This is a genomic window from Pseudoalteromonas sp. A41-2 (assembly GCF_015767615.1).
GTDB lineage: Bacteria > Pseudomonadota > Gammaproteobacteria > Enterobacterales > Alteromonadaceae > Pseudoalteromonas > Pseudoalteromonas lipolytica.
In genome coordinates this window covers 3,500,031-3,526,323 of sequence record NZ_CP065231.1, presented here as the reverse complement: position 1 = coordinate 3,526,323, position 26,293 = coordinate 3,500,031, and the positions used below count along the sequence as shown (strand labels likewise).

The window sequence follows — 26,293 nt, the reverse complement described above, 5'->3', positions numbered from 1 at the left end:
TATATTGTAATTTTTAAAGGTCTTTAATCTTCACTGCGGGGTTACCTGCTACTAGGGTATTTGCCGCGACATCTTTAGTAACTATTGCCCCTGCGCCAACTACGGCATTATCAGCAACTTTAATACCTGCAAGTATAATCGCACCAGCACCAATCCATACATTGTTGCCAATACTAATCGGCGCTGCAAAATTAGCTTTAGCTAAACGCTCAGTAGGGGTTACTGCATGCGATACTGCAAGAATTTGCACATTAGGGCCAATTAAGCAGTCATTGCCTATGGTAATTTGTGCATCAGATAGCGGCGCATCAAGCACAGTACAGTTAATATTTATGAAGGTTCGATCACCTATTTTAATACCACTGCCATAATCACAATGAAAACCCGCTTCAATAACGACCTGTTCACCACACTGAGCAAACATGCATTTTAGTCGTTTTAAATTGCCTTTACTGGGACTTTTGGCAAATAAACGGCAAATCTCATGTGCGTTTTTACGCTGTTCAATCAGGGATTTATCTAGGCTATTAAACTCTTTCATGGTGATCAGTCTAAGTAAATTCTAAAGATAGCTTATCGCGTAAAAGTCAGAGATCAAAATAAACTTAGTGGGGTTATAAAACATTCACTTGCCATTTATATTGTTTCGTTTAAAATCCCGTAACTTTCGAAACGAAACTTATGTGATCAGGTTAATGACAAAACGAAACACTCAACAACGTCGTCATACAATATTAAGTCAGGTTAATGAACTTGGCGAAGTAGCCGTTGAAGCGCTGGCTGAGCAGTTTCAAACCTCCGAAGTGACCATTCGTAAAGATTTAACAGCGCTTGAAAAAAGTGGCTTATTACTGCGCCGCTATGGTGGGGCTATTGCATTACCGCAAGAGATTGTGAGTGATGAAGAAGACTCAGTACGTAAAATCGCAATCGCTAAAGCGGCTGCGGGCCTTATTAAAGATCATAACAGAGTGATCATAGACAGTGGTCGCACAACGGCTGCCATGATCCCTGAGCTTGCAAGTAAACGTGGCCTAGTAGTAATGACAAATGCCATTAAAGTCGCTAACCGTTTATTAGCACTGGAAAACGAACCGACATTATTGATGACCGGCGGCACCTGGGATCCGCATTCAGAATCGTTTCAAGGCCAAGTTGCAGAGAACGTTTTGCGCTCTTATGACTTTGACCAACTGTTTATTGGTGCCGATGGCATTGATGTAGATAGAGGCACAACGACCTTTAATGAATTAGTGGGCCTTAGCCAAGTAATGGCTGAATCGGCTCGTGAAGTCGTTGTTCTTGTTGAGTCAGATAAAATAGGCCGAAAAATACCGAATTTAGAACTGCCTTGGCAGCAAATTACCACACTTATCACAGACAACAACCTTAGCGAAGAGAAACGCGAGGCGATAAGAAAATGTGGTGTGCAGCTGATTTGTGCAGACATTGAATAACCCGTAATAAGACCGACAACACCTTATTACATAAATTTTATGACAACACATACTGCCCAAAGTAAAACACTTTGGCATGTGCAAAAGGAGAGATTATGTGTGGAATCGTTGGGGCTGTTGCAGAACGCCCAGTAAATAAAATTCTTGTTGAAGGCTTAAAGCGCCTTGAATACCGTGGCTATGACTCAGCAGGTGTGGCTTTACTTAAAGGTAATGAACTAAACACAGTTAAAGCAGTGGGTAAGGTTGCAAACTTAGAAGCTGCACTTAATAATGCCGCTGTTAATGGCACTACCGGTATTGCACATACGCGTTGGGCAACGCATGGTGGTGTAACAGAGGCCAATGCGCACCCGCATATTTCAAAAAGCGAAATTGCCCTTGTTCATAATGGTATTATTGAAAACCATGCCAGCCTACGTGAAGCGTTAAAAGGCGATGGGTATGAGTTTTTATCAGAAACTGATACCGAAGTAATGGTGCACCTTATTCACCAGTTACGTCAGCAACATGACACGCTATTAGCAGCAGTACAAGCTGCAGTTAAGCAGTTTGAAGGTGCATTTGGTACTGTTGTTTTCGATAAAGCGAACGACAACGAAATCATTGTAGCGCGCTCAGGTAGCCCACTGGTGATTGGTTTAGGTCTTGGTGAGAACTTTATTGCATCTGACCAACTTGCCTTACTACCTGTTACACGCAGCTTTATTTACCTTGAAGAAGGTGATGTAGCGCGTATTACCCGTGATAGCGTGGAAATTTTTGATGCGAATGGCGAAGCTGTAGAGCGTGAAGTGATTGAATCAAACATCACCCAAGATGCATCAGGTAAAGGCGAATATCGTCATTACATGCTGAAAGAAATTTACGAACAGCCACTTGCGCTTCGTAATACACTTGAAGGCCGCCTTGTTAATGACACTGTAGCGATTGATGCCTTTGGCGACAGTGCCCAGCAAATCTTTAAAGATGTAAAACACGTACAAATTATTGCCTGTGGTACGTCTTATCACTCAGGAATGGTTGCGCGTTACTGGCTTGAACAGTTTGCGGGTGTGAGTTGTAACGTTGAGATTGCGTCTGAGTTCCGTTACCGCGAATCATTTGTGCATGAAAACAGCCTATTAGTCACTATTTCTCAGTCAGGTGAAACAGCTGATACCCTAGCTGCATTGCGATTAGCTAAACAACAAGGTTACATGGCATCGATGACCATTTGTAACGTACCGGGTTCATCTTTAGTACGTGAATCTGATTTAGCCTTTATGACGAAAGCGGGTGCCGAAATTGGCGTTGCATCAACGAAAGCCTTCACAACACAACTTGTTGGCTTACTAATGCTAACAGCGTCTATTGCGCAAGAAAAAGGCCTTGACCAACGTGTAATTGTCAATGCAATTAAAACACTCCCTAACAAGCTTGAAGAAGCATTGTTATTAGCGGATGGCATTGAAGAGTTAGCAGAAGAATTTGCCGACAAGCATCACTCACTATTCTTAGGTCGTGGCTCACAATACCCAATCGCGATGGAAGGTGCGCTTAAGCTGAAAGAAATTTCATACATTCACGCGGAAGCATACGCAGCAGGTGAGCTTAAACATGGCCCGCTAGCTTTAATTGATGCCGACATGCCAATTATTGTTGTAGCACCCAACAACGAGCTACTTGAAAAGCTTAAATCAAACGTAGAAGAAGTGCGTGCTCGTGGCGGTATTATTTATGTATTCGCAGATAAAGATTCACACTTCGAATCTGACGAAACCATGCGTGTGATCAACGTCAACCATGTTGATGATGTGATTGCACCAGTTGTATATACAATTCCACTACAGTTACTTTCATACTACGTAGCGGTGATTAAAGGCACCGACGTAGACCAACCACGTAACCTAGCGAAATCGGTGACAGTTGAGTAAAATCAATTAATTGAATTTTTAAAAAGGCGTTCTAGGCGCCTTTTTTTATACCTGTAATTCTGTTAGCTTAAAAAATTACCAGCATCTCAAGGATAAGTCGTGCGATTATTTAAGTTACTCTGTATTAGCGGTTTTTTACTCTGTACTAACCATGTAATGGCTCAACCAGCGGCAGATGAGCCTGTTATAAATTACAGCCAACAAACGCATACTTTTGAATCAAGTATGCTTAATGAGCAGCGCACTGTCGTTGTGCAATTACCGAAAAGCTATCAAACTCATCCAAATAAGAAATATCCCGTTATATATCGTTTAGATGGGGCTGGTAATGTGCCATTAATTAATGCTGTGCTTGAGCGCTTACAACAAGATGACCAAGCGCCAGAGGTGATTGTAGTCGCGATTGAAAGCACCAATCGACTTAGGGATTTTTATCCCACAGTGAACAAAGAACCGCAAGGACCCGTTGGCGAGGGCGGTGGTGCAGCAAAGTTTTTAGCTTTCGTAGAGCAAGAACTGATGCCTCTGGTTAATAAACAGTATCGCACTCATGATTATAGCGTTATTGCGGGAGCCTCCGCTGCTGGTGTATTTGCTCTTTACGCTATGCAGGCTAAGCCAGAGCTATTTCAAGCGCATATTGCTTATAGCCCCGCGGTATGGTGGAACTATGGCGCTCCGGCTAAGAGCTTAAAAACCTTTGTTACTAAAGCCAACAGTATCAACAGCTATGTATATATGAATATCGGTGAAGAAGCCGGCATTATGCGCGAAAGATACGATGAGATGCAGCAAACTATGCAAAATAGTAAGGTGCAAAATCTGCGTTTTAAGAGCGACGCCTTTGCTGGCGTTTCGCATAACTTAACCTCAGCTGCCGGAGCATTTAATGCTTACCATGGCTTATTTTTATCTAAACAGATGCCTTTGAGTGCATTGAGCGATGATGTTTCATCAATTGATGCTTATTATCAACGCTTATCTCAGCAATGGGGCGAGCAAATAGCGCCACCAGACCGTGCTGTTAGGCTACTAGGTTACAGCTTAACGGATAACCAGCAATTTGAGCGGGCTATTGAGGTGTTTAAGTACAATATCAAAAACTATCCTAAATCAGCGTATGCACTGTCAGCTTTGTCATATGGCTATGAAATGCAAAGTAATACTCGACAAGCTCTGGTTCAAATCGAAGCTGCAATAGCGGCCGCAGATGACACTTACCCTTATCTAGATTACTTAAAAGAGACCAAAATGAGGTTAGAAGCACAGTTGAGTAAGAGTTAATAATATGGCCAACTTAGTTGTTGGCTTTTTAAGTGCCTCTTTTAATATTGAGCAATTATCATAAACCAGTGGCTATTATCTAAAAGGTATTTAAATCACTAATCCCTACTTACCGGGCAATAAATGCGTTAAAATTGCAGGCTATTTTAGTAATGAGCCCGCACCTTTATGACCTCAGCCTCAAACCCTAGTAATTTCAATGCACTTGGCCTTATTCCAGAGCTAGTTGCTCGATTGTCTGATCTTGAATATACCCAGCCTACACCTATTCAGGCAAAAGCAATTCCAAGTATCTTGGCGGGATATGACTTAATTGCAGGAGCGAATACGGGCTCAGGTAAAACAGCGGCGTTTGCACTACCTATATTGCAAAAAATATCACAGGGTGCATTAAAGCGAGATGCTAAAGGTAACTATGTATCGGCGCTTATTTTGGTGCCTACGCGTGAGCTTGCAACGCAAGTGGCTGATAATGTTAAATCGTATTCTGCTTATTTTAATGGCGCGATTAAAACGATGGCTGTATTTGGTGGGGTGTCGGTTAATACACAAATGCAGGCACTACGCGGCGGTGCCGATATTATTGTGGCAACTCCTGGGCGTTTGCTCGACTTAATTTCAAGCAATGCCATTAAGCTAGATAAAGTAAACACCTTAGTGCTTGATGAAGCTGACCGACTATTGAGCCTTGGTTTTACAGAAGAGCTTGCTGAGTTGTTGGCGTTAATGCCTGCTAAAAAGCAAACGATGTTGTTTTCAGCTACGTTCCCTGAGCAAGTAATGCTATTAACGCAAGAGCTGTTAAAAAATCCGCTTGAGATTCAATTACAAAACAAAGATGAAAGCACCTTGGTGCAGCGTGTATTCACGGTAAATAAAGGCGAGAAAACCACCGTTTTAGCGCATTTAATTAAACAGCAGCAATGGCGCCAAGCACTTATTTTTGTGAACGCCAAAAAAGACTGTGAGCACTTAGCCAATAAACTAGAAAAACGCGGTATTAACGCACAAGTATTCCATGGCGATAAAGGCCAAAGCGAGCGTACACGCGTAATCGAGAAATTCAAAGCGGGTGAAATTGACGTACTAATTGCCACTGATATTGCTGCCCGTGGTTTAGATATTGAAAAACTGCCAGTGGTGATTAACTTTAATTTACCGCGCAGCCCCGCTGATTACATGCATCGCATTGGTCGAAGTGGCCGTGCTGGTGAAGTGGGTTTAGCGTTATCACTGATTGATTATGAAGACTTTCATCACTTTAGAATCATCGAAAAGAAAAATAAGTTACGCTTGGAGCGAGAGCAAGTGGGAGGTTTTGAAGTGAATAAAGCAAACCTTGATGCTGCACAGGCGCTTAAAAGCGATAAGCCAATGGCAAAACCGGAAGGCACGGGTAAGAAAAAGAAGAAAAATAAAGTGAACAAAGAAGACGATGTTTGGAGTAGCTGGCGTCGTAAGTAACAAAAATGAACAAGCCGACGAAAGTCGGCTTGTTCATTTACAGTAAGACAGAGTTTACTTATAAAAAACCTCAACAGTGCCTTTTACTTTCATAAGTAATGGCTGGCCGCGACGGTCTAGTGCTTTAGGTGCTGCAATTTTGATCCAGCCTTCGCTGATGCAGTATTCTTCTACGTCAAAACGCTCTTTACCGTTTAGTTTTACACCAATTTCATGTTCGAATACTTCTTCTACATAAAATTTGCTACGTGGGTTGATAGAAAGTTGATCAGGTAGTGCTGGTTTTGTTGTATCGGTCATAGTTGCGATCTGCATTGAATAAATTGTGCGCCATTGTAGGCAATACCGCGCATTCGCTCAAGTATCAGTGGTGCAAATTTGTTGTTTACTCACACGCTTGCGCTGAATGATCTATACACTGTGCAATGGCATCACTCTTTTTATCGAAATCATGGGTTAGGCAGTAGTCAAAACGCATGGTTAAATCAACCACCTGCTCATCGGTGCGCTCTGGCCAGCGCCAGTCTCTGACGATTTTCCTTGCGGCTTTTCTGACTTCTTTGCTGTATCGCTTAGGTGCAGATTTTTCAATATTTATCGCTTTTACTTGGCCTTGTGGTGTGACTTTAAAATTAACAATCGCGCAGCCACTGCCTTGCTTATTTAAAAGCTCACGAGGGTATTGAACATTTGGAATTTGCTGCAGTCGCTGCCATGTTAGCTCACCGGCTGAGGTATCAAGTACCTGTGCTTGAATATCCACAAACGGTACTTTACGTGATAAGTCTGGGTTGGCGTATGCGCTTACAGATGTGCAAGCCAGTGATAGTGCGAATAGCGATTTGTACATAGTCATCCGTAACATGTTTATTTTTTGTTCACCGATAAATACTAAAGATAAAAAAGCCGGATGTAAATAAGTGGTGTGGGTATAAAACAGCAACAAAATGATTTGTTATACTATATCAATACGATTATTTGTGTTATTTTATAACAAATAATCGTTTAATCTTTTTGAAGTACCAACCTATGACGTTTTCAACCCTTCCCCTTAGTTTAGCTGTTGTAATAAGCACGGCTGTGAATGCGACTGATAACAGTGATATAGAAACTATTACTATTGAACACAAGCAAGCGTTTCGGGGGGATATACCCGCCAAAGAGCTACCGCAATCGATCACGACCTTAAGTAAAGATATGCTCACTGACAACGGTATTACCACGTTTCGTGATGCACTCGATTTTTCTGCCAGTATTAGCCGTAAAAATAATGGAGGGGGCTTGTGGGATAGCTACTCTATTCGCGGTTTGTCTGGTAATGAAAACATGCCTTCGGGGTATTTAATTAATGGCTTTAGTGGTGGAAGAGGCTTTGCAGGGCCAAGAGATGTCTCGAATATTGAATACATTGAGGTGTTAAAAGGGCCTGGCTCTGCGCTTTATGGTCGTTCTGAACCGGGTGGTACTATTAATATTATTACTAAAAAGCCACAGTTTTACCAACAAGGCCAGTTTAAGGCTGAACTGGGCAGTGATGAATATAAGCGAGTTCAAGGTGATTATACCAATGGTGTGACTGATGATTTAGCATTTCGCATTAATGGTGCGTGGCAAGACAGCGATAGTTTTCGTGATTATGTGCACCACGATAAATTAGTGATTACACCTTCGCTTTACTATCAAGTGACTGATAACTCATCGCTCACCTATGAGTTTGAATATGTTGACCAACAACAAATGTACGACCGAGGGGTTGTGATTCTTAATGGCAATATTGAGACTGTGCCGGAGTCACGCTTTTTAGGTAACCCAAATGATGCGCCAACAAAAGTTCACTCCAGAGGCCATCAACTCAACTATAACTATAATTTTAATAATGATTGGTCATTACTTGCTGGTGCTAATTATCGTGCAGCCACTTTAACTGGTGAGTCTTCAGATGCAGAATTATCGCCATCGCGCCAATCATTATTTGATGATGGAACAACCTTAACGCGCCAGCACCGCTATCGAGATTATGAATCTGAGGATGTTTCCGTGCGTTTTGAGCTGAGCGGTCAGTTTGATATTGCAAGTATTACCAATCATGTTTTATTCGGTGCTGATGCATATGAATACGAGTTACGTACAGGGTTATATCGTTACCGCGGTGGTTATGGCACTTATACAATTGATATCCATGAGCCAGATTACACGCCTATCGAAGGCCCTGAAATGGGTATGCAATATGAGAACAATGAGGAACAACGTGCTTACGGTCTTTATATACAAGATCAGTTAGATATAACTGACAACCTAAAAGTGATGGTTGGGTTACGTTTTGATGAAATAGAACAAGATATTTTCGAAACGAAGTCGGGCGTTGCATCACACAGTAAAAAAAATCGTATTAGCCCACGTTTTGGTATGGTGTACGTGCTAAACGATAACATTAATCTGTACTCAAGTTACTCAGAGGGTTTTTTACCTCTAAGTGGCACCGACGCTGAAGGTAAGCCATTTGGCTTTGAAGAGAGTGACTCGTTCGAAGTCGGTGTGAAATTTAGCAGCGAAAAAATCACTGGTACAGTGGCAATATTTGATGCGACTAAGAGCAATATGCTGGTGGCAGATCCTGTTAATGTGGGGTATTCAGCCCCAATAGGCAAAGCCAAAAGTAAAGGTGTTGAGCTTGATTTAACAGGCTCACTGGGCGCGAACACTGAGTACAACCTATCTTATGCCTATGTTGACGCTGAGACAGCAACAGACAGTTTAAATGTTGAGTGGATAGTGCCTATTCCAAAGGGCAGCCCGCTTGTTAACGTGCCAAAGAATAACTTTTCTGCAAGTTTTAATCATGATCTGACACTATTTTCTCAAGAGCTTAAGGTCGGGGGGCATTATCAATATGTGTCAGATCGTTTAGGGGACCCAGCCGATTTAACTTTTCGCATCCCACGCTATCAATTAGTGGGTTTATTCGCAAAATGGCGTGCAACAGAGCAAACAACCGTGTCACTAAATGTCGATAATATCTTTAACGAAAAATATATTGCCAGTAGCTACAATGCACTGTGGGCTTATCCTGGAGCGCCAACGCAATTTAAACTGGGGGTGAGCTATGACTTCTGAGCAGCTTAAAAGTCGTATTCATAGTATCGACATTATGCGGGGGGTCGTTATTTTAATTATGCTCCTAGATCATGTCAGAGAACGCTTCTTTTTGCATATGCAAGTGTCTGATCCGATGGACGTTGATGTTACTTCACCCAGCTTATTTTGGAGTCGTTTTGCGGCCCACTTTTGTGCACCAACCTTTATCTTTTTAACGGGGCTGTCGGCGTGGTTGTACAGTCACCCAGCAACGGGTGTCGCACGCTCTGCTCGCGGCTTTTTAGTTAAACGAGGGCTGTTTTTAATTGCGCTTGAAGTAACGTTAATTTGCTTTTCGTGGATGGGGTATTACCACACGATTTGGCTTCAAGTGATGTGGGCTATTGGCTTGTGTATGTTGGTGCTTGCTTTACTTATAAAGCTACCTCAGAGGGTATTACTCGTCCTTGGTTTAGTGATTGTATTCGGCCATAACTTACTTACTCCAATCAGTTTCACGCCCGATGAGTTTGGTTATTCGCTGTGGACGATTTTGCATGATCGAGGTTATTTATCACAAGGTGGCTTAATTGACGTAAAAATTAGCTACCCTGTATTGCCGTGGATTGGTGTGATTTTACTGGGTTATTGCGCAGGGCCACTATATGCACATACGCAAAAAGCGCAGTCGCGTAAACGAGCATTGCTGCTGTTAGCACTATTATGTGTAGGATTATTCGCGGTACTGCGTGGTTTTAATATTTATGGTGAAACGCTGCCTTGGCAAACATTTAGCACCACCACAGAAACGATCATGTCGGTATTCAATGTAACGAAGTATCCGCCATCATTAAACTTTTTATTGATAACCTTGGCGGGGATGTTTCTCGGTTTATGGGCGTTTGAGCGACCCCTTAACCGCGTGACCAATGCGCTGCGCGTTTATGGTTCTGTGCCTATGTTTTTTTATATATTACACCTGTATGTGCTGCTCGCCATGTATCAAGTCGGTATGTTGATATGGGGGGCAAACCAAGGGCACTATTTTGGGGTAAGTGATATATCAAGTGTTTGGTTAATTACTTTACTCTTAATAATTGGACTCTATTGGCCAACCAAAAAGTTTAGTGAATACAAACGTAAAACTAAAAAACCGTGGCTTAAGTATTTGTAAAATGAAAAATGCCGATATGCAAGCATATCGGCATTACTTCTTAACTATCCTAATTAACTCATCCTTAGTTAATTTGAGATTTCTTACGACGAAGCGTCAGAAGTGGTGCAAACGCTAGTAATAACCAGCCAAATGAGCCACTTGATGATTTTTTGCTTTCTTCCACTTCAGGGTCTGGGATAACGGCCTCAGGGAAAGTACAACTACCATTGTCAGTATTTGCATTTTCATCATAATTTGTTGCTGCGCTGTCAGTACAACCCAACTCAATACCATCTGACATAACCATTAATGAGAATGAGCTCATTGCAGCATCTGCAGAGTTTACTCTGTCGCTTACTTTTACCATGACATCAATTTCACCATTAAAGTGCTCTGTAGGTGTGATTGTTACTGTGCTACCTGATGTGTGACCTGAAACTTCAGAAGTAAAGTTTTCACCCATCACTTCAATCACGTTACTTACGTTGTTTTCATCCGCGTAAAGTACATCGAAGCTAATAGAGTTGGTTTCTTCAACTTGCATATCAGGGAAGTCAGATAATGAAATATTACCCAGTACGTTAAGCTCTAAGGTTAACACTTCGTCATCAGCGCCTTCTAAGCCGTTATTAACCGTCAGCGTATGCATTTGTGCTGCAGCTGCTTCGCCAATATACGCTTGGAACTGAACGTCAAACTTAGACACTTCAGGGCCTACATAATCCATACATACGACAAGCTCATCATGAACAACTTCATCAAGATTGTCGTATGCAAAACCATCACCAATATTAAGATCTACAGGCATATCACCATTAACAATAATACGACCGTCAGCAGCTTTGAAACCAATAGAACCTTGGTTATCAGCGAGGTTAACGTTGTCATAAGCAAACATCATTTCATATTCGCCTGGCTCATAAGCAATATTCATACGCATGAACAATTCAACGTCAACTGATTGCCCTTCTACTTGAGAGCGTTGGATGTTATCCCACTCAAGGACAAGCCAATCACGTGCTTGAGTATAAGTTGGTGTAATACCCGCGTTAGCTTCATAGTTACCATAAGTACCATCTACACGCTCAGGGATTGTGTTATCACCAACCCAGAAAGGCGCAATAAGATACGGAGGAGGTGGTGGGAAACCGCCGCCTGATGGAAGTTCTACATGGAATGGTGTTGTGCGGCCGTTAGAGCCAAATGTCACTAAACCAGCTGGGTTAAGTTTGATTGAATCAAAATGGTATTTATTAAAGAATGGGAAAGAAACATCGAGATCTGTTGCCATTAACTCTTTAAATGAATACTCAAACTCGTTCCAGTATTGGCCTTGAACTCCTTCAAGTGTACGCCAGCCAAGTGTACGCAAGTCTAAATAGTTAGGGTACGGAGATTTAGCTGCTCCAAGAGAACACATTTCATCTGTTAGATTCGTGGTAATTTTATAGTTACGAGCCACATCTTTGGTCGTCTCTTGCGTACCTTGAAGTGATAATACGTTGTCTACCAGTTCAGGTGTTGCTGGAGTTGATGCTGTCGCAACAATGCTGTCTTCAATAATTTCGATGCCTTCTGGGAAAGCAGTATCAATTGTGAAATTACGAGCCGCTTGTTCATTATTTGCGATTACTTCAATTTTGAAATCAACTAATTCACCCACAGTCGCTTGTTCTTTATTTGCTGTAAAGCGCATGTCTTTATCAATTTGATTGATAATGACAGGAACAAAACCAAGGTTACCAGCGTCTTCAGGGTTGCTACCTAAGTCAAAACCACCAAAATATATATCGCCTACTTCCATGTCAGGTAAGTTGTACGACAGTGTTAGTTCGTAGTCTTTGTAACCTGCAATTTTCTCTGGAGCACTGACTGTTAGGTTGCTTTGACCTTCTTGAACCACTGCTGTTGCAAAAGTGATATCTCGGCCTTGGTCTTCTTCACCCGAAGGAACATTTGCTAAGCTCATGTAAACGGTGAAATATTCACCTGCTTCTGGGTCAACAATGTTACAGAAGTTGGTAACAGTAAAGCTGGTAGACATACAGATAGTTTCATCCATGCTTGCTAAACCATCGTTATTACTGTCTTTACCCATAAACATAAGCACGCGAGAGGCTTCGCCTACTGGGCTTGCGCTCAGCATTTTTGCGTCTTGTGGTACGGTAGTCCACTCAATATGGTTAGGGTTAACCATTTCACCATCGACGTCGACTAAATCAAATGGGTCGCCGCTGGTGGTGTCTGTGAATAATTTTACGGTGTTTTGTTGGCCTTCCACTAACCCAAAAGAGCGCGATGTGAAATCACTCACTTCATCGGTGTTGAAAGGACCTACATTAATTGTTGAAGAACGACGATGCGCATCTACTTTAATAAAGCTCGGTAATCCTGTATCACCGTTAAATGTCCATACTGGCATTTCTAGAACGGGTGAATTAGGGTTGCTCGAAACCAATTTTATTTGACCTTGGTTTCCTGATACCTCGATATTATCAATTGCTTGAGCAACTTGGTTCATTTTCACTTCAACAACAATGTTTTGTGTTTCACCGGCTTTTAGTGAAAACTCACTCGGCGTTACAGTAATTGTGCTGTTACCAATCCACTCTTCAGCTGATACGCTCCACGTTGCATCTTCTGTTGCTGTCACTGTACGCATAAAGCTACATTCTAGGCCACAGTTATTATCAACCATGTAAGCCGTGTTAAGTGCTTTTAAGCGGCCGCCTAAATTAGGATTTGCCGCTTTCATATTTTCGATACTTTCATGCATCACTAAACCGGCTTTATCAGCAAGGTCAACATGCATACGACCCGCACCCATATCTTGTAAAGATGAATCAAAGCCTTCATCTTTATAGTTATCAAGGTATTGTGCATTTTTAAGGTTGTTGCTTGCTGTTAACATTAGCGCTGATTGAATCTCCATTAAAGACCATTCAGGATGAGACTGTTTAAGCAATGCGGCAGCACCAGCAACGTGCGGACTTGCCATTGATGTTCCCGACATCGTTTGCCAGTCTGTTGATGATGGGTTTTTAGAAAACGGTTGGTCGTCTGAACTCGCTGCGAACACATCAACACCCGGTGCAGCAACATCAACTAACAAGGTATCAAAACCAAAGTATGATGGACCGCGACTTGAGAAGTACGCAATGCGCTCTTCATCTACTTCTTCTGTGCTAGCTGAGTTTGCTGTAATGGTTCCTTTATGACCTGAGCCTGTGCTTAACCAATTAAGTAGTTTAACACCTTCTGCATTGGTTACATGTGCTGTAGGCGCAGGGTAAGGCAGTTGAGGTGCTGGGCTACGGTCTTGGTATGACGATAGGTTGTAAATAATGACACCCTCAGCGCCACCGGCTAATACGTTATTTGCTTTTGCGTAAAGCGGTTTATTGCTTCGCTTACACACAACAATAACGTCTTCTTGGCTTTCGTCGATATCCGGCGTGTTAGGGTCATCGGTAAAGTCAAAGGTGCCCGCTGGATAAGGCTGATCACAGTCTGTTTGGTAGCGTGACACTGGCTCATTTGGGTTAGGGTAATCAGACGCAGAAACAATTAAACCCGTTAGCTCGTCAAAGGTAATGCCAGCAGCAATCATGTCTGTTGGTGCGTCAGTGTCGCCACCTGATAAGTTCTCAAGAGTTTTATCGCTAAACACAACTTGCGAAGATGGAGTATGCGCAGCAACCGTTGTTACCCAAGGAGATGAGTGATCAGCTGATTGTAAGTAAGGGCCACTGTTACCGGCTGCAACAGCAACGAACACACCTGAGTTTGCCGCATTGAAAAATGCTTGCTCAATAGGTTCAACCCAAGGATCTTCCTCAAAACCACCAAGTGAGGCATTAATGACATCAACGTTATCAATTGCTGATTGCTCGATAGCGGCAATAATTGCACTACCTGGACAGCCCGCATATGGGTCGCCAGCAGCACCAGGCCAACAAACTTGGTAAGAAATGATATTTGCATGCGGTGCCATACCTGACACTTGCGGGAAGATAAGGTTCGTTTCAGTCCCAGAGTTTTGGCTACCGTAACCAGGTTCTTTATAAGTAATATCATAAAGCACGTTACCCGCTGCGGTGCCTGCAACGTGAGAACCGTGAGAGTTATAATCTTCACCATACGCTGGACGCGATTCTTCAAATACAGGATCAGAATACGCTACCGTGATTTCTGGGTATGAATACACACCAATGAGCTTATCGTTACAGCGATCTGCGAATTCAGCTTTAGCACAATCACCTAAGTAAGTATCACCCAGTGGATTGGTGTGTGTATAGCCATCATCGCCTACGGCAGCAAATGATGGGTGATCAGTATTAATGCCTGTATCGATTATACCGACAACAACGCCTTCACCTTTGTTATTTGCTAGGCCACTTTGACTGTTGCTCCACAGTGCTTTTGCACCTGTTTGCTCAATCGTGTTAAACGTAGTTAATGGGTATATCTTAGAGCGTGCGATGTGCTTAATGCCAGGCACTTTTGCTAAACGCGCAGCTTCTTCTTGGGTCATTCGGGTGGTGAAGCCGTTTAAAGTGACGCTAAATTCACGATCTACTTTTAATTGCAGGCCTTGAAGTGTCAGTGCAGAGTTCACAACATTTTGACGCTTGCTTGCGAGGTGATTTGAGTAGCTTGCAATTTCAGGTTTATTTAAATCAAGTGGCTTTGCGGTTGTTTGTCTAGCTGTTGCCACTGTTTCACGTGTACTTGCTAGGCCTTTTAGGCCGCCATCATAAGCTGAAATAGGTGCATCAATTAATTGAACAATATAAGTTTGAACACCTGTGATGTCTTTTTCTGGCGTGAAAATACGGCTTTGTTTCTTTACCGTTTGGTTGATTTTACCATCCCAATTAGTTTCAGCAGAAACCATTGGTTTTGGCGCATAATCAGCGGGTTGTTCAGCCCATTCTTGTGCTTGATTCAGTGCAGCATGTGAAGTGCCAGCACTGATATACAGTGCAGAAGCGACCATCACTGATACTTTTTTCATATTGAACATGTGCTTTAGTTCCCTAGAAGGATTTTTTAATTATGAGCTCGCTATTTGTTGCGAACGATTTTAATCACTAGGGATAGTGTTCAGTTGTGTATCTAACATCAATATAATGTAAATAAATGGCACACACTGATACATCTTGGTACATTTTCGGGGAGGGGGTATTAACGCAAAAAATGAATACTTGCCTTGGCGCCAGTGAGCTGGCTGCTATTGTCTAAACTAAACTGTGCGTTATTCCAAATACAGAGTTGCTTCACGATTGACAAGCCTAAGCCGACTCCCTTATAGCCACGTTGATGCACAGAGGCCGTTTTAGAAAAAGGCTGCATTAAGGTTGCGCGCATCGCTTCTGGTATACCTGGCCCGTCATCTTCGATGATGAGTAACGTGCCTTTTTTAGTGTGTTTTAAGGTGATCTCAATATGTTGTTTAGCAAACCGCACAGCGTTACCAAGTAAGTTTTGCAGTAAGCGCTGAAAGCTTTGCTTATCAACACTTATTTTTTCTAGTTGGCAATCAATACGAATATCAAGCTGACAATAACTCATAAACTTAGCAATACAGGGCTGGAGTAATTCATCAGGGCTGTAGTCTTTAATTAATATGCGTGGCTCACACTGTTCAAGCTCTGCATAAGTTAAAAACTCTTCAACTAATAGCTCTAACTCAATAATGTCTTGCAAAATACTGTGGCGATAATGGTTGTTATCGTCAACGGCTTCGAGGGCAAACTTAGCGCGTGAAATCGGGGTTAAAAAGTCATGTGAAACGGCGTTGATAAGTTCGCGCTGACTTTGGTTTCGGTTATAAAGTGCCTGTGCCATATTATCAAAGGTATCGCCTATGCTTTTTAATAAACTAAAGCGGCTAAATTGAACTTGCGGGCTAAAATCAGCATTTGAAATTTTGCTACTTGCTCTACGTAGTTTACTTAAATCAATCAGTAATGGGCCGGTAAAAATAACCACCGCTAATGCAACACTACTATAAAAAACCAGACTCACGAGGGATTGTGATGCTGTTTCTTCTGTTTGTACGTAAGGGCCAGCGCTTAAAATGGTGTCACCATCGACAGCAAGTCGATGAAAATACACATTCCCTTCAGGGTCATTAACACTGATCACTTCGCCTCGTAACAGGGGTTGTTTTAAAGCATCGCCTAAGTAGAAACTGGCAAGGGGCGATTTTTTTATTAACGCATTATCGACTTGGCTTTCTACACTTAGCAGGTGGTGTGCGAGTTGCTGTTCTAACGAGTGAGCGGGAGGAGAAGGAAAATAAGTCTCTAGTACCCACGCTGCGCTACTTAGGCAAACAGCGAGGGTTAAATAGAGGTAAAAATACAGCCTAAACAAGGCAAGTTAGCTCCAAGCTTGAGGTGAAAAAATATACCCTTTGCCCCACACGGTGACTATTTTTTGGGGTGGCACAGACTCGTCTCCGAGCTTTTTTCGGAGCCGACTTATACGGCCATCAATTGTGCGGCTTTGACCATCATATTTACGACCAATTGCACTATCAAAAAGCTGATCGCGACTGATAAGTTGCCCTGGAGCCTTGGCTAACTGTATTAGTAATTCAAACTCTGCACTGGTTAATTCAAGAGGTTGGCTATGCAAATAAGCTTCGCGCTGAATGGTATTTATACTCAGTGAGCCAAACCGTATGTTATGGGCGTTGTGTACAGTACTTTGAGGCTTAACCTGTTGAGTGCGGCGAATCGTGTTGTTAATTTTTGCTAATAAAATAGACGGTGATACAGGCTTGGTAAGGTAGTCATCGGCTCCTAATTCTAGCCCTGTTATATGATCAACCTGACTTTGTCTGGCAGTCATAAAAATAATCGGACTGTCTTGATAGCGCTTTAGCTCTTTGAATACGTCAAAACCATCTTCGTTACCAAGGCCGATATCGAGTAAAATCAAGTCGAACTTCTTCATACTTGCTTGGTAGCACGCATGGCAGCCATTATCAAAATGATCAACCTCATACCCATTACTCATCAGGTAATTTACGACTAATTGAGCCAGTTTTAGGTCATCTTCAATATATAAAATTTTATTATGCTTGGTCATTAAAAAATACTCCATGCGATATCACGGCGACGTTTTTTAATATTTTGATAAAAAACGTTTATTTCAGTGCTTTCTAACGGGATAAGTTGCTCGGTTAATAGCTCTAGAACAATATTTCGATTGTTTCGTACAGCGATAAGGAAGTTGTGCCCTTGTTTTGGCTTTTGACAAAATAGCCTGACTTGCTGATCAGTAACACGAATGCACACCGTGCTGGTGGCCTCTGTGAACCAATCTACCTTAATATTCATCACACAATCTTGCTCATTAGTTACACAGTTACTGGGTGTTACTTCAATATGACTCGACTCAGCAAAGGCAAGTTTACTAAGGGTGAAGCTGAGGATAAGCATCATGAGTAAAAATGAGTTAGTTCGCAGCATTGTTTAGTAATTCCATGCAATGCCAGCATAAAAAGAAAGCAAGTTGCTATCGTTTATGAGTGGACTGTCGGCGATGCCCGAAGATAAGCGCTGGTACTTTACATCACTAATAAATTGCCATTGCTGACTAAAGTGGTATTGGTAGCTGGCCTTAAGGCCATACTTTTGACTTGAGCGACCTTCAAAGCGGCTAAACCCCACCTGCACGTCTTGTTGGCTAGTGCCATAATAGTAATCGACTAACCCTCTGTTTAAATGCTGTACTTCGATACCCAATAAAAGTAGGTGCTGATCAATTTTATATAAGCGCTGTGCAGAAAGTGCGCCTTGTAAACCCTTATGATAGTTGGTTAGCTCCATTGCCCAACTCACGCTAAAGCGCCAGTTTTGCCAATCGTATAGCGCTTCTGCGCCAGTCATAAAAGAGAGTTTACGGTTACTAATACTGCCTATATCGCCGCGTCTTTTTTGGGTCGTGGGCGGCATGTCACCCATTGCCGGTGGAATTGACCCCATTGGAGGGCGGCCACTTATAGTCCTTATTGCTGCGAGTGCAGCGGAATGCTTAGCAAAGTAAAGCCCGTCTTCGTTGAGTTGAGTGAACACTGAGAGTTGATAGTTTTCACGTGTTATCGGTGTCCAGGTTAGTTGCGTATTTGCGAACGAGAAATCACCGACAAACAGTTCCACGCGCGGCAGCACATAAAGTGGAATATCCCCTTTATTATAAACCGGATTATCGAGCTGCCCATACCCTAAGCTAATGCCAAGGCTCAACCCTTCATCTGCTAAATAGGCAGGCGCGGTACTGTGAGCCTGAGGAGACAAGTAAAGCGTGCTTAAGAGTAAAATAATGCGAAGCCCAATAGAGCAACCACTGTTAACTATCACAAATAAAAAACCTCAGCGAAAAAACGTGTTAACACTAAGGTGTTCTTGTTAACTTGAACAATGAAATAATGTACCAAATTGTAGCATTGGTTGGTTTTTGTAAACTAAATAATGTAAGCGCATGAATTAATAATTAATGTGTTTGTGATGCTGAGGTCGCTAAAAAAAAGCGTGAGCAACATAAACAGAGTATTACAAAGTATTAAACGGTGCATATTCACGCTCATTTAACACTTTAAAACCGCGTTAGGGGCACGTCATTACTGACATGACACTTTATTAAGTTGCTATTTGACTGAGTTTTTGCGATATTAATTATATTATAATATTAACAGGAAGCTAATAAGATGACTCTGCCTAGTTCTCAATCTGCAAATGCTATTCGCATACTTGCTGTCGATGCTGTTCAACAAGCTAACTCAGGTCACCCAGGTGCGCCCATGGGGATGGCTGATATTGCCGCAGTATTGTGGCAAAACTTTCATCGTCATAACCCATTAAACCCAGACTGGTCTAACCGTGACCGTTTTGTGTTATCAAATGGGCATGGCTCAATGTTGCAATATGCATTGTTACATCTAAGCGGCTACGACGTTAGCATCGAAGATATTAAGCAATTCCGTCAGCTTCATTCTAAAACACCGGGTCACCCTGAATACGGTTACACACCGGGTGTTGAAACAACAACAGGCCCATTAGGTTCGGGGATTGCTAACGCAGTCGGTATGGCTATCGCTGAAAAAACCTTAGCGGCACAATTCAATAAACCGAACTTTGATATTGTTGATCACTTTACATACTGCTTTATGGGTGACGGCTGTCTAATGGAAGGTATCTCGCACGAAGCATGTTCGTTGGCAGGTACGTTAGGCCTTGGAAAACTCATTGCATTTTGGGATGACAACGGTATCTCGATCGATGGTGAAGTAGAAGGTTGGTTCACTGATGATACACCTGCGCGTTTTGAGTCGTATGGCTGGCAGGTTATTCGTGATGTTGATGGTCATGATATGAATGCAATTGCGGGCGCAATCGAAGCGGCGCAAAGCAATACCACGCAACCTACACTGATTTGCTGTAAAACTGTGATTGGTTTTGGTTCGCCAAACAAATCGGGTAGCCACGACTGTCATGGTGCGCCACTTGGTCACGATGAAATCGCTGCGGTACGTGAGCAATTAAACTGGCCACACCCTGCATTCGAAGTACCGCAAGACGTGTACAACGAGTGGAATACTCAAGCGAAAGGTCAAGAGTTAGAAAGTGCATGGCAACAAACGTTTGCTGCCTATAGCAAAGCACACCCTGAACTTGCTAAAGAATATACTCGTCGCGTACTTGAAAAAACACTCCCTGCTAACTTCGCAGAATTAGCTGATGAGTACATTGCTAAATGCCAAGCTGGCATGCAAAACATTGCAACGCGTAAAGCTTCACAAAACGCAATTACTTTCTTTGCAAAGCAGCTTCCTGAACTAATGGGTGGCTCTGCTGACCTTGCCGGTTCAAACTTAACATTGTGGCCAGACGCTAAAGGCTTACAAGATGCCGCTGATGGTAACTATGTTTTTTACGGTGTACGTGAATTTGGTATGAGCGCTATCATGAATGGTATTGCACTACACGGTGGCTTTATCCCATTCGGTGCGACTTTCTTAATGTTTATGGAATACGCGCGAAATGCTGTGCGTATGGCTGCATTAATGAAAGCACAAAGCATCTTTGTGTATACTCATGATTCAATTGGTCAAGGTGAAGATGGTCCAACTCACCAACCAATCGAGCAAATTGCAAACCTACGTATGACCCCGAATATGACTGCGTGGCGTCCGTGTGATGAAACAGAAACAGCGGTTGCTTGGCGTCAAGCGTTATTAAAAGAAACAGGCCCAAGTTCACTCATTTTCAGCCGCCAAGGCACGAAAGCGATGGCGCGCGATGAGCAGCAAGTAGCCGATATCGCTAAAGGTGGTTATGTACTTGTTGATAGCGAACAAACAGCTGAACTTATCCTAATTGCAACAGGTTCAGAGGTTGAACTGGCGGTTAATGCTGCCGCTGAACTGACAGCACAAGGCAAGCAAGTTCGCGTGGTATCTATGCCGTCGACTAATCAGTTTGATAGCCAAGACAAAGCATACCGTCAAAGCGTACTACCAGCGGGTACTCCAAAAATTGCAGTTGAAGCTGCGCACCGTGACTTCTGGTTCAAGTATGTTGGCCAAGATGGTGACGTACTCGGTATGGATACATTTGGTGAATCAGCGCCAGGCGCGGTATTGCTAGAGCACTTTGGTTTCACGGTTGCTAACCTCGTCGCTAAAGCAAACGCATTACTTGCTGAATAATGTTGTTAGCTAAAAATTTATCGTAATCGCAACACGATAAGCCTGCCTTCACGATTATAAGGCAGGCACAAAAAAAGCCCGCAAACCTTAGTTTGCGGGCTTTTTTCTGCTTAAACAATCAGGTTTAAACTAATTCGCTTAAGATTGACTCTAGTTTCTCTTGGTCAATGGCGAACTGGCGAATACCTTGGCTTAGCTTTTCAGTGGCCATTGCATCTTCATTCATTTCCCAGCGGAATGCGTGCTCTGTCATCGCTGCTGGCGCGTCTGCTTTTTCAGTCGCAGGTTGTAGCTTTTGTGTCAAAGGCGCTTGCGTTGCTGCAAGTTCTGCAAGAAGTTTAGGGCTGATAGTTAAGCGGTCACAGCCTGCTAGTTCTTGAATTTCACCAATGTTACGGAAGCTTGCACCCATAACGATTGTTTCAAAACCATGTTTTTTGAAATAGTTATATATGTGAGTCACTGACTTAACGCCCGGATCGTTTGCACCGTCGAAATCTGCGCTTGCATCTTGTGCTTTATACCAATCAAGAATACGCCCTACGAATGGAGAGATTAGGTATGCGCCTACTTCGGCACAAGCACGCGCTTGAGCAAATGCAAACACCAGTGTTAGGTTACAACGGATGCCTTGTGCTTCAAGTACTTTAGCGGCTTGAATACCTTCCCATGTAGAAGCAATTTTGATTAACACGCGCGATGTGTCGATACCTTGCTCTTTATAAAGAGCAACAAGCTCAAGAGCTTTATCAACGGTTGCTTGGGTATCAAATGATAAACGCGCATCAACTTCAGTTGACACTAAACCCGGTACTTGCTCCATTAATTTAGAGCCAATTAACACTGCTAGTTTATCAGCTGCTTTGCTTATTACTTCATTTGTATCGTTACTTTGTGCTTTAGCCCATGAAACGGCTTCTGCAGCAAGTGGACGGTACTTCTCAATTTGAATCGCATTTAAGATGAGTGATGGGTTCGTTGTTGCATCTTGCGGTTTGTATTCGTTGATTGCTTCAAAATCACCCGTGTCAGCAACAACGGTTGTCATTGCTTTAAGTTGTTCTAGTTGGTTAGACATAATTATCCCATTCTTATCATACAAAAGTTAATTTAGTGGCTTTAATCTGTTATTTGTGCTGAAAAAACAATCTAATCTTCCAGAAAAACTGCGCAATAAATCGCCCGCCAGCAGCAAATAATCCTGTTAATAATATTTTTATAATACCTTTACAATCTGGTATTGTTGATATTATCATACAAATAAAGATAATGACTAACAATGTTAGTAAGCAATTAGTGAAAGGTAATTATGTCTCGTTATACGTTGGGATTAGACTACGGGTCAGACTCGGTAAGAGCATTACTCGTTGATGTTGCAACTGGTGAAGAACTAGCCAGCCATTTAGTGAACTACCCGCGCTGGGCACAAGGTTTATATTGTGACCCAAGTAAAGATCAGTTTCGTCAGCATCCACAAGACTACATTGATAGCCTTGTTGAAGTAGTGAATGGTCTTTGGTCGCATGTTCCAGCAGGTACCGCAGACAAAGTAGTGGGTATGAGCTTTGATACAACGGGCTCAACGCCTGTGGCTATTAATAGCCAAGGTACACCACTGGCATTAACTGAAGAGTTTGCAGAAAACCCAAATGCAATGTTCATTTTGTGGAAAGACCATACGTCTATTAAAGAAGCAAATGAAATCACTCAAGCTGCAACTAACAACGATGTGAACTACCTTTCACACATGGGCGGTATTTACTCTTCTGAGTGGTACTGGGCTAAAGCATTACATATTTTCCGCGTTGATAGCAGTGTTAAAGCAGCCACTTATTCATGGGTTGAACATTGCGATTGGATGACCGCGCTCATGTGCGGCACAACTCACCCTGAAGCATTAAAGCTAGGGCGTTGTGCAACGGGCCACAAACAAATGTGGAACGAGCAGTGGGGCGGTTTCCCACCAAACAGTTTCTTTACAAGTATCGATCCACTATTAGATGGTGTTGTTGATACTTTAAATGCAACCACAGAGCCAAGCGACCAAGTTGCTGGCAACTTAACCGCTGAGTGGGCCGAGAAGCTAGGTTTACCACAAGGCATCGTGATTGGTTACGGTGCATTTGACTGTCACATGGGGGCAGTAGCTGCCAATGTTCGCCCAGGCGTTCTAACTAAGGTAATGGGTACCTCAACCTGTGACATCACGGTAACGTCTAAAGAGCAACTAGGTGATACCTGCGTTAAAGGTATTTGTGGTCAAGTTGATGGCTCAGTGATCCCAGGATTAATTGGCTTAGAAGCTGGTCAGTCTGCTTTTGGTGACTTATACGCATGGTTTAAAAATCTAGTACTTTGGCCAACTCGCCAACTTACAAATCTATCTGACGCTGAGCAGGCGTTAGTTAACAAGCTAGAAGACTCAATCTTAGTTGATTTATCAAACGCGGCAGCAGCACTCCCTGTAACAAGCAGCGACGTAACTGCGCTTGATTGGGTAAATGGTCGTCGTACGCCAGATGCTGATCAAAGCGTTGCAATGGCATTAACTGGCTTAAAAATGGGCACCGATGCACCTAAATTCTTTAAAGCACTTGTTGAAGCAACGGCGTTTGGCGCACGTGCTATCACTGAGCGTTTTCAAAGTGAAGGCGTGCCAATTGAGTCAGTGGTTGTTATCGGCGGTATTTCTAAAAAATCAGACTACGTAATGCAAACCTGTGCTGATGTTTGGAACTGTCCAATCGACGTTTTAGAGAGTGAGCAAAGTTGTGCATTGGGTGCGGCAATTATGGCTGCGGTTGCTGCGGGTGAGCACGCAACAGTGGCTGATGCGCAAAAAGTGATGGCGTCATCAGTCTGTCATCAGTACTTACCAAACCCTGAGCGTGTAGCGGTGTATGACGCGCTTTATGCCAACTACCAAGCACTTGCAAGCTATGTAAACGGAGACAAAGCATGAGTTTTACTGAACTAAAACGTGAAGTTTATGAAGCGAATATGGAGCTTCAACGTCGTGGCTTAGTAATTTATACCTTTGGTAACGTATCGCAAATCGACCGCGACAAAGGCGTGATTGCGATTAAACCAAGTGGTGTATCGTACGACCAAATGAAAGCCGACGACATGGTGATCGTCGACCTTGAAAACACCATTGTTGAAGGCTCTATGCGTCCGTCTTCTGACACTAAAACGCATGTTCATTTATATCGCCACTTCGATGAGATTGGCGGTGTAACACACACGCATTCGACCTATGCAACTGCATGGGCACAAGCAAAACAAAGCATTCCTTGCCTTGGCACAACTCACGCTGACTATGTACACGGTGACATCACCTGTACGCGTGAACTAACTGATGAGCAAGTGAATGGCGATTATGAGTTAGAAACCGGTATTCAAATTACTGATGCGTATAAAGACCGCGATCCGAAAGCTGCACCTATGGTGATTGTTGCGGGTCATGCGCCTTTCACGTGGGGTAAAGATGCCGCTCAGTCTGTATACCATGCCGCGCTACTCGAAGAGATTGCTCGCATGGCGTATTTAACACGCACTTTAGATCCACACGCAGCTGAACTTAAAAAAGCAGTGATGGATAAACATTATCTACGTAAGCACGGTAAAAACGCGTATTACGGTCAGAGCAAATAGCAAGAATTTAGAGGATTATTAACATGACGACGATGACGAAAGAAGTCTGGTTTGTTACCGGCTCACAACATCTTTATGGTCCTAAGGTGTTAGAAACGGTTGCCAAAGACAGCGAAGCAATTGTAGCGGGCTTAAACAGCGAAGCGAACCTACCAGTAAACTTGGTATGTAAGCCTACCGTTAAGTCACCTGAAGAAATTCACGCTGTTTGCCAAGCGGCAAATACCGATCCTAACTGTGTTGGTTTAGTATTATGGATGCACACTTTCTCACCTGCGAAAATGTGGATTGCTGGCCTAAACGAATTACGTAAGCCTTGGTTACACCTTCATACTCAGTTCAATGCAGCCCTTCCTTGGTCTGACATCAACATGAACTACATGAATACGCACCAAAGTGCACACGGTGACCGTGAGTTCGGTTTCATCGGTACGGTAATGCGTAAAGAGCGCAAAGTGGTTGCGGGTCACTGGCAACGTGCTGACGTACAAAAGCAGTTAGATGACTGGTGTCGTGCGGCGAAAGGCTGGGCAGAAAGCCAAACACTTAAAGTAGCGCGTTTTGGCGACAACATGCGTCAAGTAGCGGTAACGGAAGGTAACAAAGTTTCAGCACAAATCACCTTTGGTTATGAAGTACACGCGTTTGGTGTCGCTGAGCTTGTAAAAGTGGTTGATACAATCACAGAAGACGAAATCGATGCACAGTTAGCGCTTTATAAGCAAGACTATGTGATTTCTGACGAAACTCTACAAGACGATTACGCCGTAAAAATGCTGCGCAACGAAGCACGTTTAGAGCTTGGTATGGAGCGTTTCTTAGAGAAAGGCGGCTTTAAAGCATTCACAAACTGTTTTGAAGACTTATCAGGTCTTTCGGGTCTTCCGGGTCTTGCTACACAGCGCCTAATGTCGAAAGGCTATGGCTACGGTGGTGAGGGTGACTGGAAAACAGCTGCGATGGTTCGCATCATGAAAGTAATGGGTGAAGGCCGTGAAGGCGGTTGTTCATTCATGGAAGATTACACTTACAACATGGGTGAGACTGACCAAGTACTTGGCGCGCACATGTTAGAAGTATGTCCTTCAATTGCAGCACAAAAACCACGCTTAGAAGTTCACCAACACACTATTGGTGTGAAGTGTGATGTAGGCCGTTTATTGTTTACTGCAAAGCCAGGCGCTGCAATTAACGTATCACCAATTGATATGGGTAACCGTTTCCGCATTCTAATCAACGAAGTAGATACAGTGGCTCCGCCAGCTGATTTACCTCACTTACCAGTGGCTTCAGCACTGTGGGAACCAAAACCAAATCTATCTGTTGCATCTGCTGCATGGATCCACGCTGGTGGTGCACACCACACTGCATACAGCCAAGCAGTCACAACTGATATGATCGTTGATTTTGCTGAAATGGCTGGCGTTGAAACGATGATCATCGATAACGATACGACAATTCGTGGTTTCAAAACAGAGCTTCGTCATAACGCAGCTTATTACATGCTAAAACGTGGCCTGTAAAAACGAGTACATAAAGTACTAGGGCATGCTTTTAGCATGTT

Annotated in this window: 19 protein-coding genes; 10 read left to right on the top strand and 9 right to left on the bottom strand. The window is 43.0% G+C overall.

The annotated features are described in order from the left end of the window. Positions 1-13 precede the first annotated feature (13 nt). Positions 14-541 (bottom strand): sugar O-acetyltransferase, encoded by a 528-nt coding sequence (locus IT970_RS15840; protein ID WP_036973641.1) that lies wholly within the window; start codon positions 539-541, stop codon positions 14-16. Positions 542-695: 154 nt separating this feature from the next. Here IT970_RS15840 and IT970_RS15835 point away from each other — a divergent pair, with 154 nt between their 5' ends. The 4 genes from IT970_RS15835 to IT970_RS15820 all read left to right on the top strand — a co-directional run bounded on the left by IT970_RS15835 (position 696) and on the right by IT970_RS15820 (position 6,121). Continuing rightward, complete coding sequence (locus tag IT970_RS15835; RefSeq protein WP_036973640.1) at positions 696-1,457, top strand: DeoR/GlpR family DNA-binding transcription regulator; 762 nt, start codon at positions 696-698, stop codon at positions 1,455-1,457. A 95-nt stretch (positions 1,458-1,552) separates the two neighbouring features. Further along, positions 1,553-3,373 (top strand): glutamine--fructose-6-phosphate transaminase (isomerizing), encoded by a 1,821-nt coding sequence (gene glmS / locus IT970_RS15830; protein WP_196857481.1) that lies wholly within the window; start codon positions 1,553-1,555, stop codon positions 3,371-3,373. A gap of 156 nt (positions 3,374-3,529) precedes the next feature. Further along, positions 3,530-4,657 carry an alpha/beta hydrolase gene (locus IT970_RS15825; RefSeq protein ID WP_196857480.1) on the top strand — a complete coding sequence of 376 codons (1,128 nt, stop codon included), beginning with the start codon at positions 3,530-3,532 and terminating at the stop codon, positions 4,655-4,657. Positions 4,658-4,825: 168 nt separating this feature from the next. Further along, positions 4,826-6,121 carry a DEAD/DEAH box helicase gene (locus tag IT970_RS15820; RefSeq protein ID WP_196857479.1) on the top strand — a complete coding sequence of 432 codons (1,296 nt, stop codon included), beginning with the start codon at positions 4,826-4,828 and terminating at the stop codon, positions 6,119-6,121. Between the two features lie 54 nt (positions 6,122-6,175). Here the strand turns inward: IT970_RS15820 and IT970_RS15815 are convergent, their stop codons facing one another. Together IT970_RS15815 and IT970_RS15810 are read right to left on the bottom strand one after the other, a co-directional pair. Beyond that, positions 6,176-6,421 (bottom strand): DUF3297 family protein, encoded by a 246-nt coding sequence (locus IT970_RS15815; protein WP_174403901.1) that lies wholly within the window; start codon positions 6,419-6,421, stop codon positions 6,176-6,178. Positions 6,422-6,506: 85 nt separating this feature from the next. Continuing rightward, entirely contained in the window at positions 6,507-6,971 is a 465-nt protein-coding gene (locus IT970_RS15810) for an energy transducer TonB (RefSeq protein ID WP_182395884.1), read from the bottom strand. Positions 6,972-7,150: 179 nt separating this feature from the next. On the opposite strand from IT970_RS15810, the gene IT970_RS15805 reads away from it, so the two are divergent. After that, positions 7,151-9,235 carry a TonB-dependent siderophore receptor gene (locus IT970_RS15805; RefSeq protein ID WP_196857478.1) on the top strand — a complete coding sequence of 695 codons (2,085 nt, stop codon included), beginning with the start codon at positions 7,151-7,153 and terminating at the stop codon, positions 9,233-9,235. Next, complete coding sequence (locus tag IT970_RS15800; protein WP_036973634.1) at positions 9,225-10,370, top strand: DUF1624 domain-containing protein; 1,146 nt, start codon at positions 9,225-9,227, stop codon at positions 10,368-10,370. Before IT970_RS15805 ends, IT970_RS15800 begins: the two co-directional genes overlap by 11 nt. Before the next feature lie 64 nt (positions 10,371-10,434). Here IT970_RS15800 and IT970_RS15795 read toward each other — a convergent pair whose 3' ends face one another. From IT970_RS15795 to IT970_RS15775, 5 genes are all read right to left on the bottom strand, one after another. Then, on the bottom strand, positions 10,435-15,378 hold the full coding sequence (locus IT970_RS15795) for a S8 family serine peptidase (RefSeq protein WP_196857477.1): 4,944 nt from the start codon (positions 15,376-15,378) through the stop codon (positions 10,435-10,437). A gap of 161 nt (positions 15,379-15,539) precedes the next feature. Further along, positions 15,540-16,733, bottom strand: a complete 1,194-nt coding sequence (locus IT970_RS15790; RefSeq protein WP_036973632.1) for an ATP-binding protein — start codon at positions 16,731-16,733, stop codon at positions 15,540-15,542. 6 nt (positions 16,734-16,739) lie between these two features. Next, positions 16,740-17,453 (bottom strand): response regulator transcription factor, encoded by a 714-nt coding sequence (locus IT970_RS15785; protein WP_036973631.1) that lies wholly within the window; start codon positions 17,451-17,453, stop codon positions 16,740-16,742. After that, positions 17,453-17,836: a DUF3019 domain-containing protein gene (locus IT970_RS15780; RefSeq protein ID WP_036973630.1), complete on the bottom strand. Its 384-nt coding sequence runs from the start codon at positions 17,834-17,836 to the stop codon at positions 17,453-17,455. Before IT970_RS15780 ends, IT970_RS15785 begins: the two co-directional genes overlap by 1 nt. A 3-nt stretch (positions 17,837-17,839) precedes the next feature. Next, the gene (locus IT970_RS15775; protein ID WP_036973629.1) at positions 17,840-18,727 is read right to left on the bottom strand and encodes a MipA/OmpV family protein; all 888 of its coding nucleotides are present in this window, start codon (positions 18,725-18,727) and stop codon (positions 17,840-17,842) included. 347 nt (positions 18,728-19,074) lie between these two features. Between IT970_RS15775 and tkt the strand changes: the two genes are divergently transcribed. After that, positions 19,075-21,075, top strand: coding sequence for a transketolase (tkt, locus tag IT970_RS15770; RefSeq protein ID WP_075594490.1), 2,001 nt, complete (start codon positions 19,075-19,077; stop codon positions 21,073-21,075). 124 nt (positions 21,076-21,199) lie between these two features. Here tkt and tal read toward each other — a convergent pair whose 3' ends face one another. After that, the gene (tal, locus tag IT970_RS15765) at positions 21,200-22,153 is read right to left on the bottom strand and encodes a transaldolase (protein WP_074989530.1); all 954 of its coding nucleotides are present in this window, start codon (positions 22,151-22,153) and stop codon (positions 21,200-21,202) included. A gap of 231 nt (positions 22,154-22,384) precedes the next feature. Here tal and IT970_RS15760 point away from each other — a divergent pair, with 231 nt between their 5' ends. Genes IT970_RS15760 through araA form a run of 3 tightly spaced genes read left to right on the top strand, consistent with a single transcriptional unit; the run spans position 22,385 to position 26,252 of the window. After that, entirely contained in the window at positions 22,385-24,037 is a 1,653-nt protein-coding gene (locus IT970_RS15760; protein ID WP_036973626.1) for a ribulokinase, read from the top strand. Continuing rightward, positions 24,034-24,729, top strand: a complete 696-nt coding sequence (locus tag IT970_RS15755; RefSeq protein WP_065979505.1) for an L-ribulose-5-phosphate 4-epimerase — start codon at positions 24,034-24,036, stop codon at positions 24,727-24,729. The genes IT970_RS15760 and IT970_RS15755 overlap by 4 nt, the downstream gene beginning before the upstream one ends. A gap of 23 nt (positions 24,730-24,752) precedes the next feature. After that, positions 24,753-26,252 carry an L-arabinose isomerase gene (araA, locus tag IT970_RS15750; protein WP_196857476.1) on the top strand — a complete coding sequence of 500 codons (1,500 nt, stop codon included), beginning with the start codon at positions 24,753-24,755 and terminating at the stop codon, positions 26,250-26,252. Positions 26,253-26,293 lie beyond the last annotated feature (41 nt).

Excerpts from the sequence above, each read along its gene's own strand:
- IT970_RS15820 (WP_196857479.1), top strand. The coding sequence starts at position 4,826 with ATGACCTCAGCCTCAAACCCTAGTAATTTCAATGCACTTGGCCTTATT.
- IT970_RS15760 (WP_036973626.1), top strand. The coding sequence starts at position 22,385 with ATGTCTCGTTATACGTTGGGATTAGACTACGGGTCAGACTCGGTAAGA.
- IT970_RS15800 (WP_036973634.1), top strand. The coding sequence starts at position 9,225 with ATGACTTCTGAGCAGCTTAAAAGTCGTATTCATAGTATCGACATTATG.
- IT970_RS15840 (WP_036973641.1), bottom strand. The coding sequence starts at position 541 with ATGAAAGAGTTTAATAGCCTAGATAAATCCCTGATTGAACAGCGTAAA.
- tal (WP_074989530.1), bottom strand. The coding sequence starts at position 22,153 with ATGTCTAACCAACTAGAACAACTTAAAGCAATGACAACCGTTGTTGCT.
- IT970_RS15785 (WP_036973631.1), bottom strand. The coding sequence starts at position 17,453 with ATGACCAAGCATAATAAAATTTTATATATTGAAGATGACCTAAAACTG.
- IT970_RS15805 (WP_196857478.1), top strand. The coding sequence starts at position 7,151 with ATGACGTTTTCAACCCTTCCCCTTAGTTTAGCTGTTGTAATAAGCACG.
- IT970_RS15835 (WP_036973640.1), top strand. The coding sequence starts at position 696 with ATGACAAAACGAAACACTCAACAACGTCGTCATACAATATTAAGTCAG.
- glmS (WP_196857481.1), top strand. The coding sequence starts at position 1,553 with ATGTGTGGAATCGTTGGGGCTGTTGCAGAACGCCCAGTAAATAAAATT.
- IT970_RS15825 (WP_196857480.1), top strand. The coding sequence starts at position 3,530 with ATGGCTCAACCAGCGGCAGATGAGCCTGTTATAAATTACAGCCAACAA.
- IT970_RS15780 (WP_036973630.1), bottom strand. The coding sequence starts at position 17,836 with ATGCTGCGAACTAACTCATTTTTACTCATGATGCTTATCCTCAGCTTC.
- tkt (WP_075594490.1), top strand. The coding sequence starts at position 19,075 with ATGACTCTGCCTAGTTCTCAATCTGCAAATGCTATTCGCATACTTGCT.
- IT970_RS15755 (WP_065979505.1), top strand. The coding sequence starts at position 24,034 with ATGAGTTTTACTGAACTAAAACGTGAAGTTTATGAAGCGAATATGGAG.
- IT970_RS15815 (WP_174403901.1), bottom strand. The coding sequence starts at position 6,421 with ATGACCGATACAACAAAACCAGCACTACCTGATCAACTTTCTATCAAC.
- IT970_RS15795 (WP_196857477.1), bottom strand. The coding sequence starts at position 15,378 with ATGTTCAATATGAAAAAAGTATCAGTGATGGTCGCTTCTGCACTGTAT.
- IT970_RS15810 (WP_182395884.1), bottom strand. The coding sequence starts at position 6,971 with ATGTACAAATCGCTATTCGCACTATCACTGGCTTGCACATCTGTAAGC.
- araA (WP_196857476.1), top strand. The coding sequence starts at position 24,753 with ATGACGACGATGACGAAAGAAGTCTGGTTTGTTACCGGCTCACAACAT.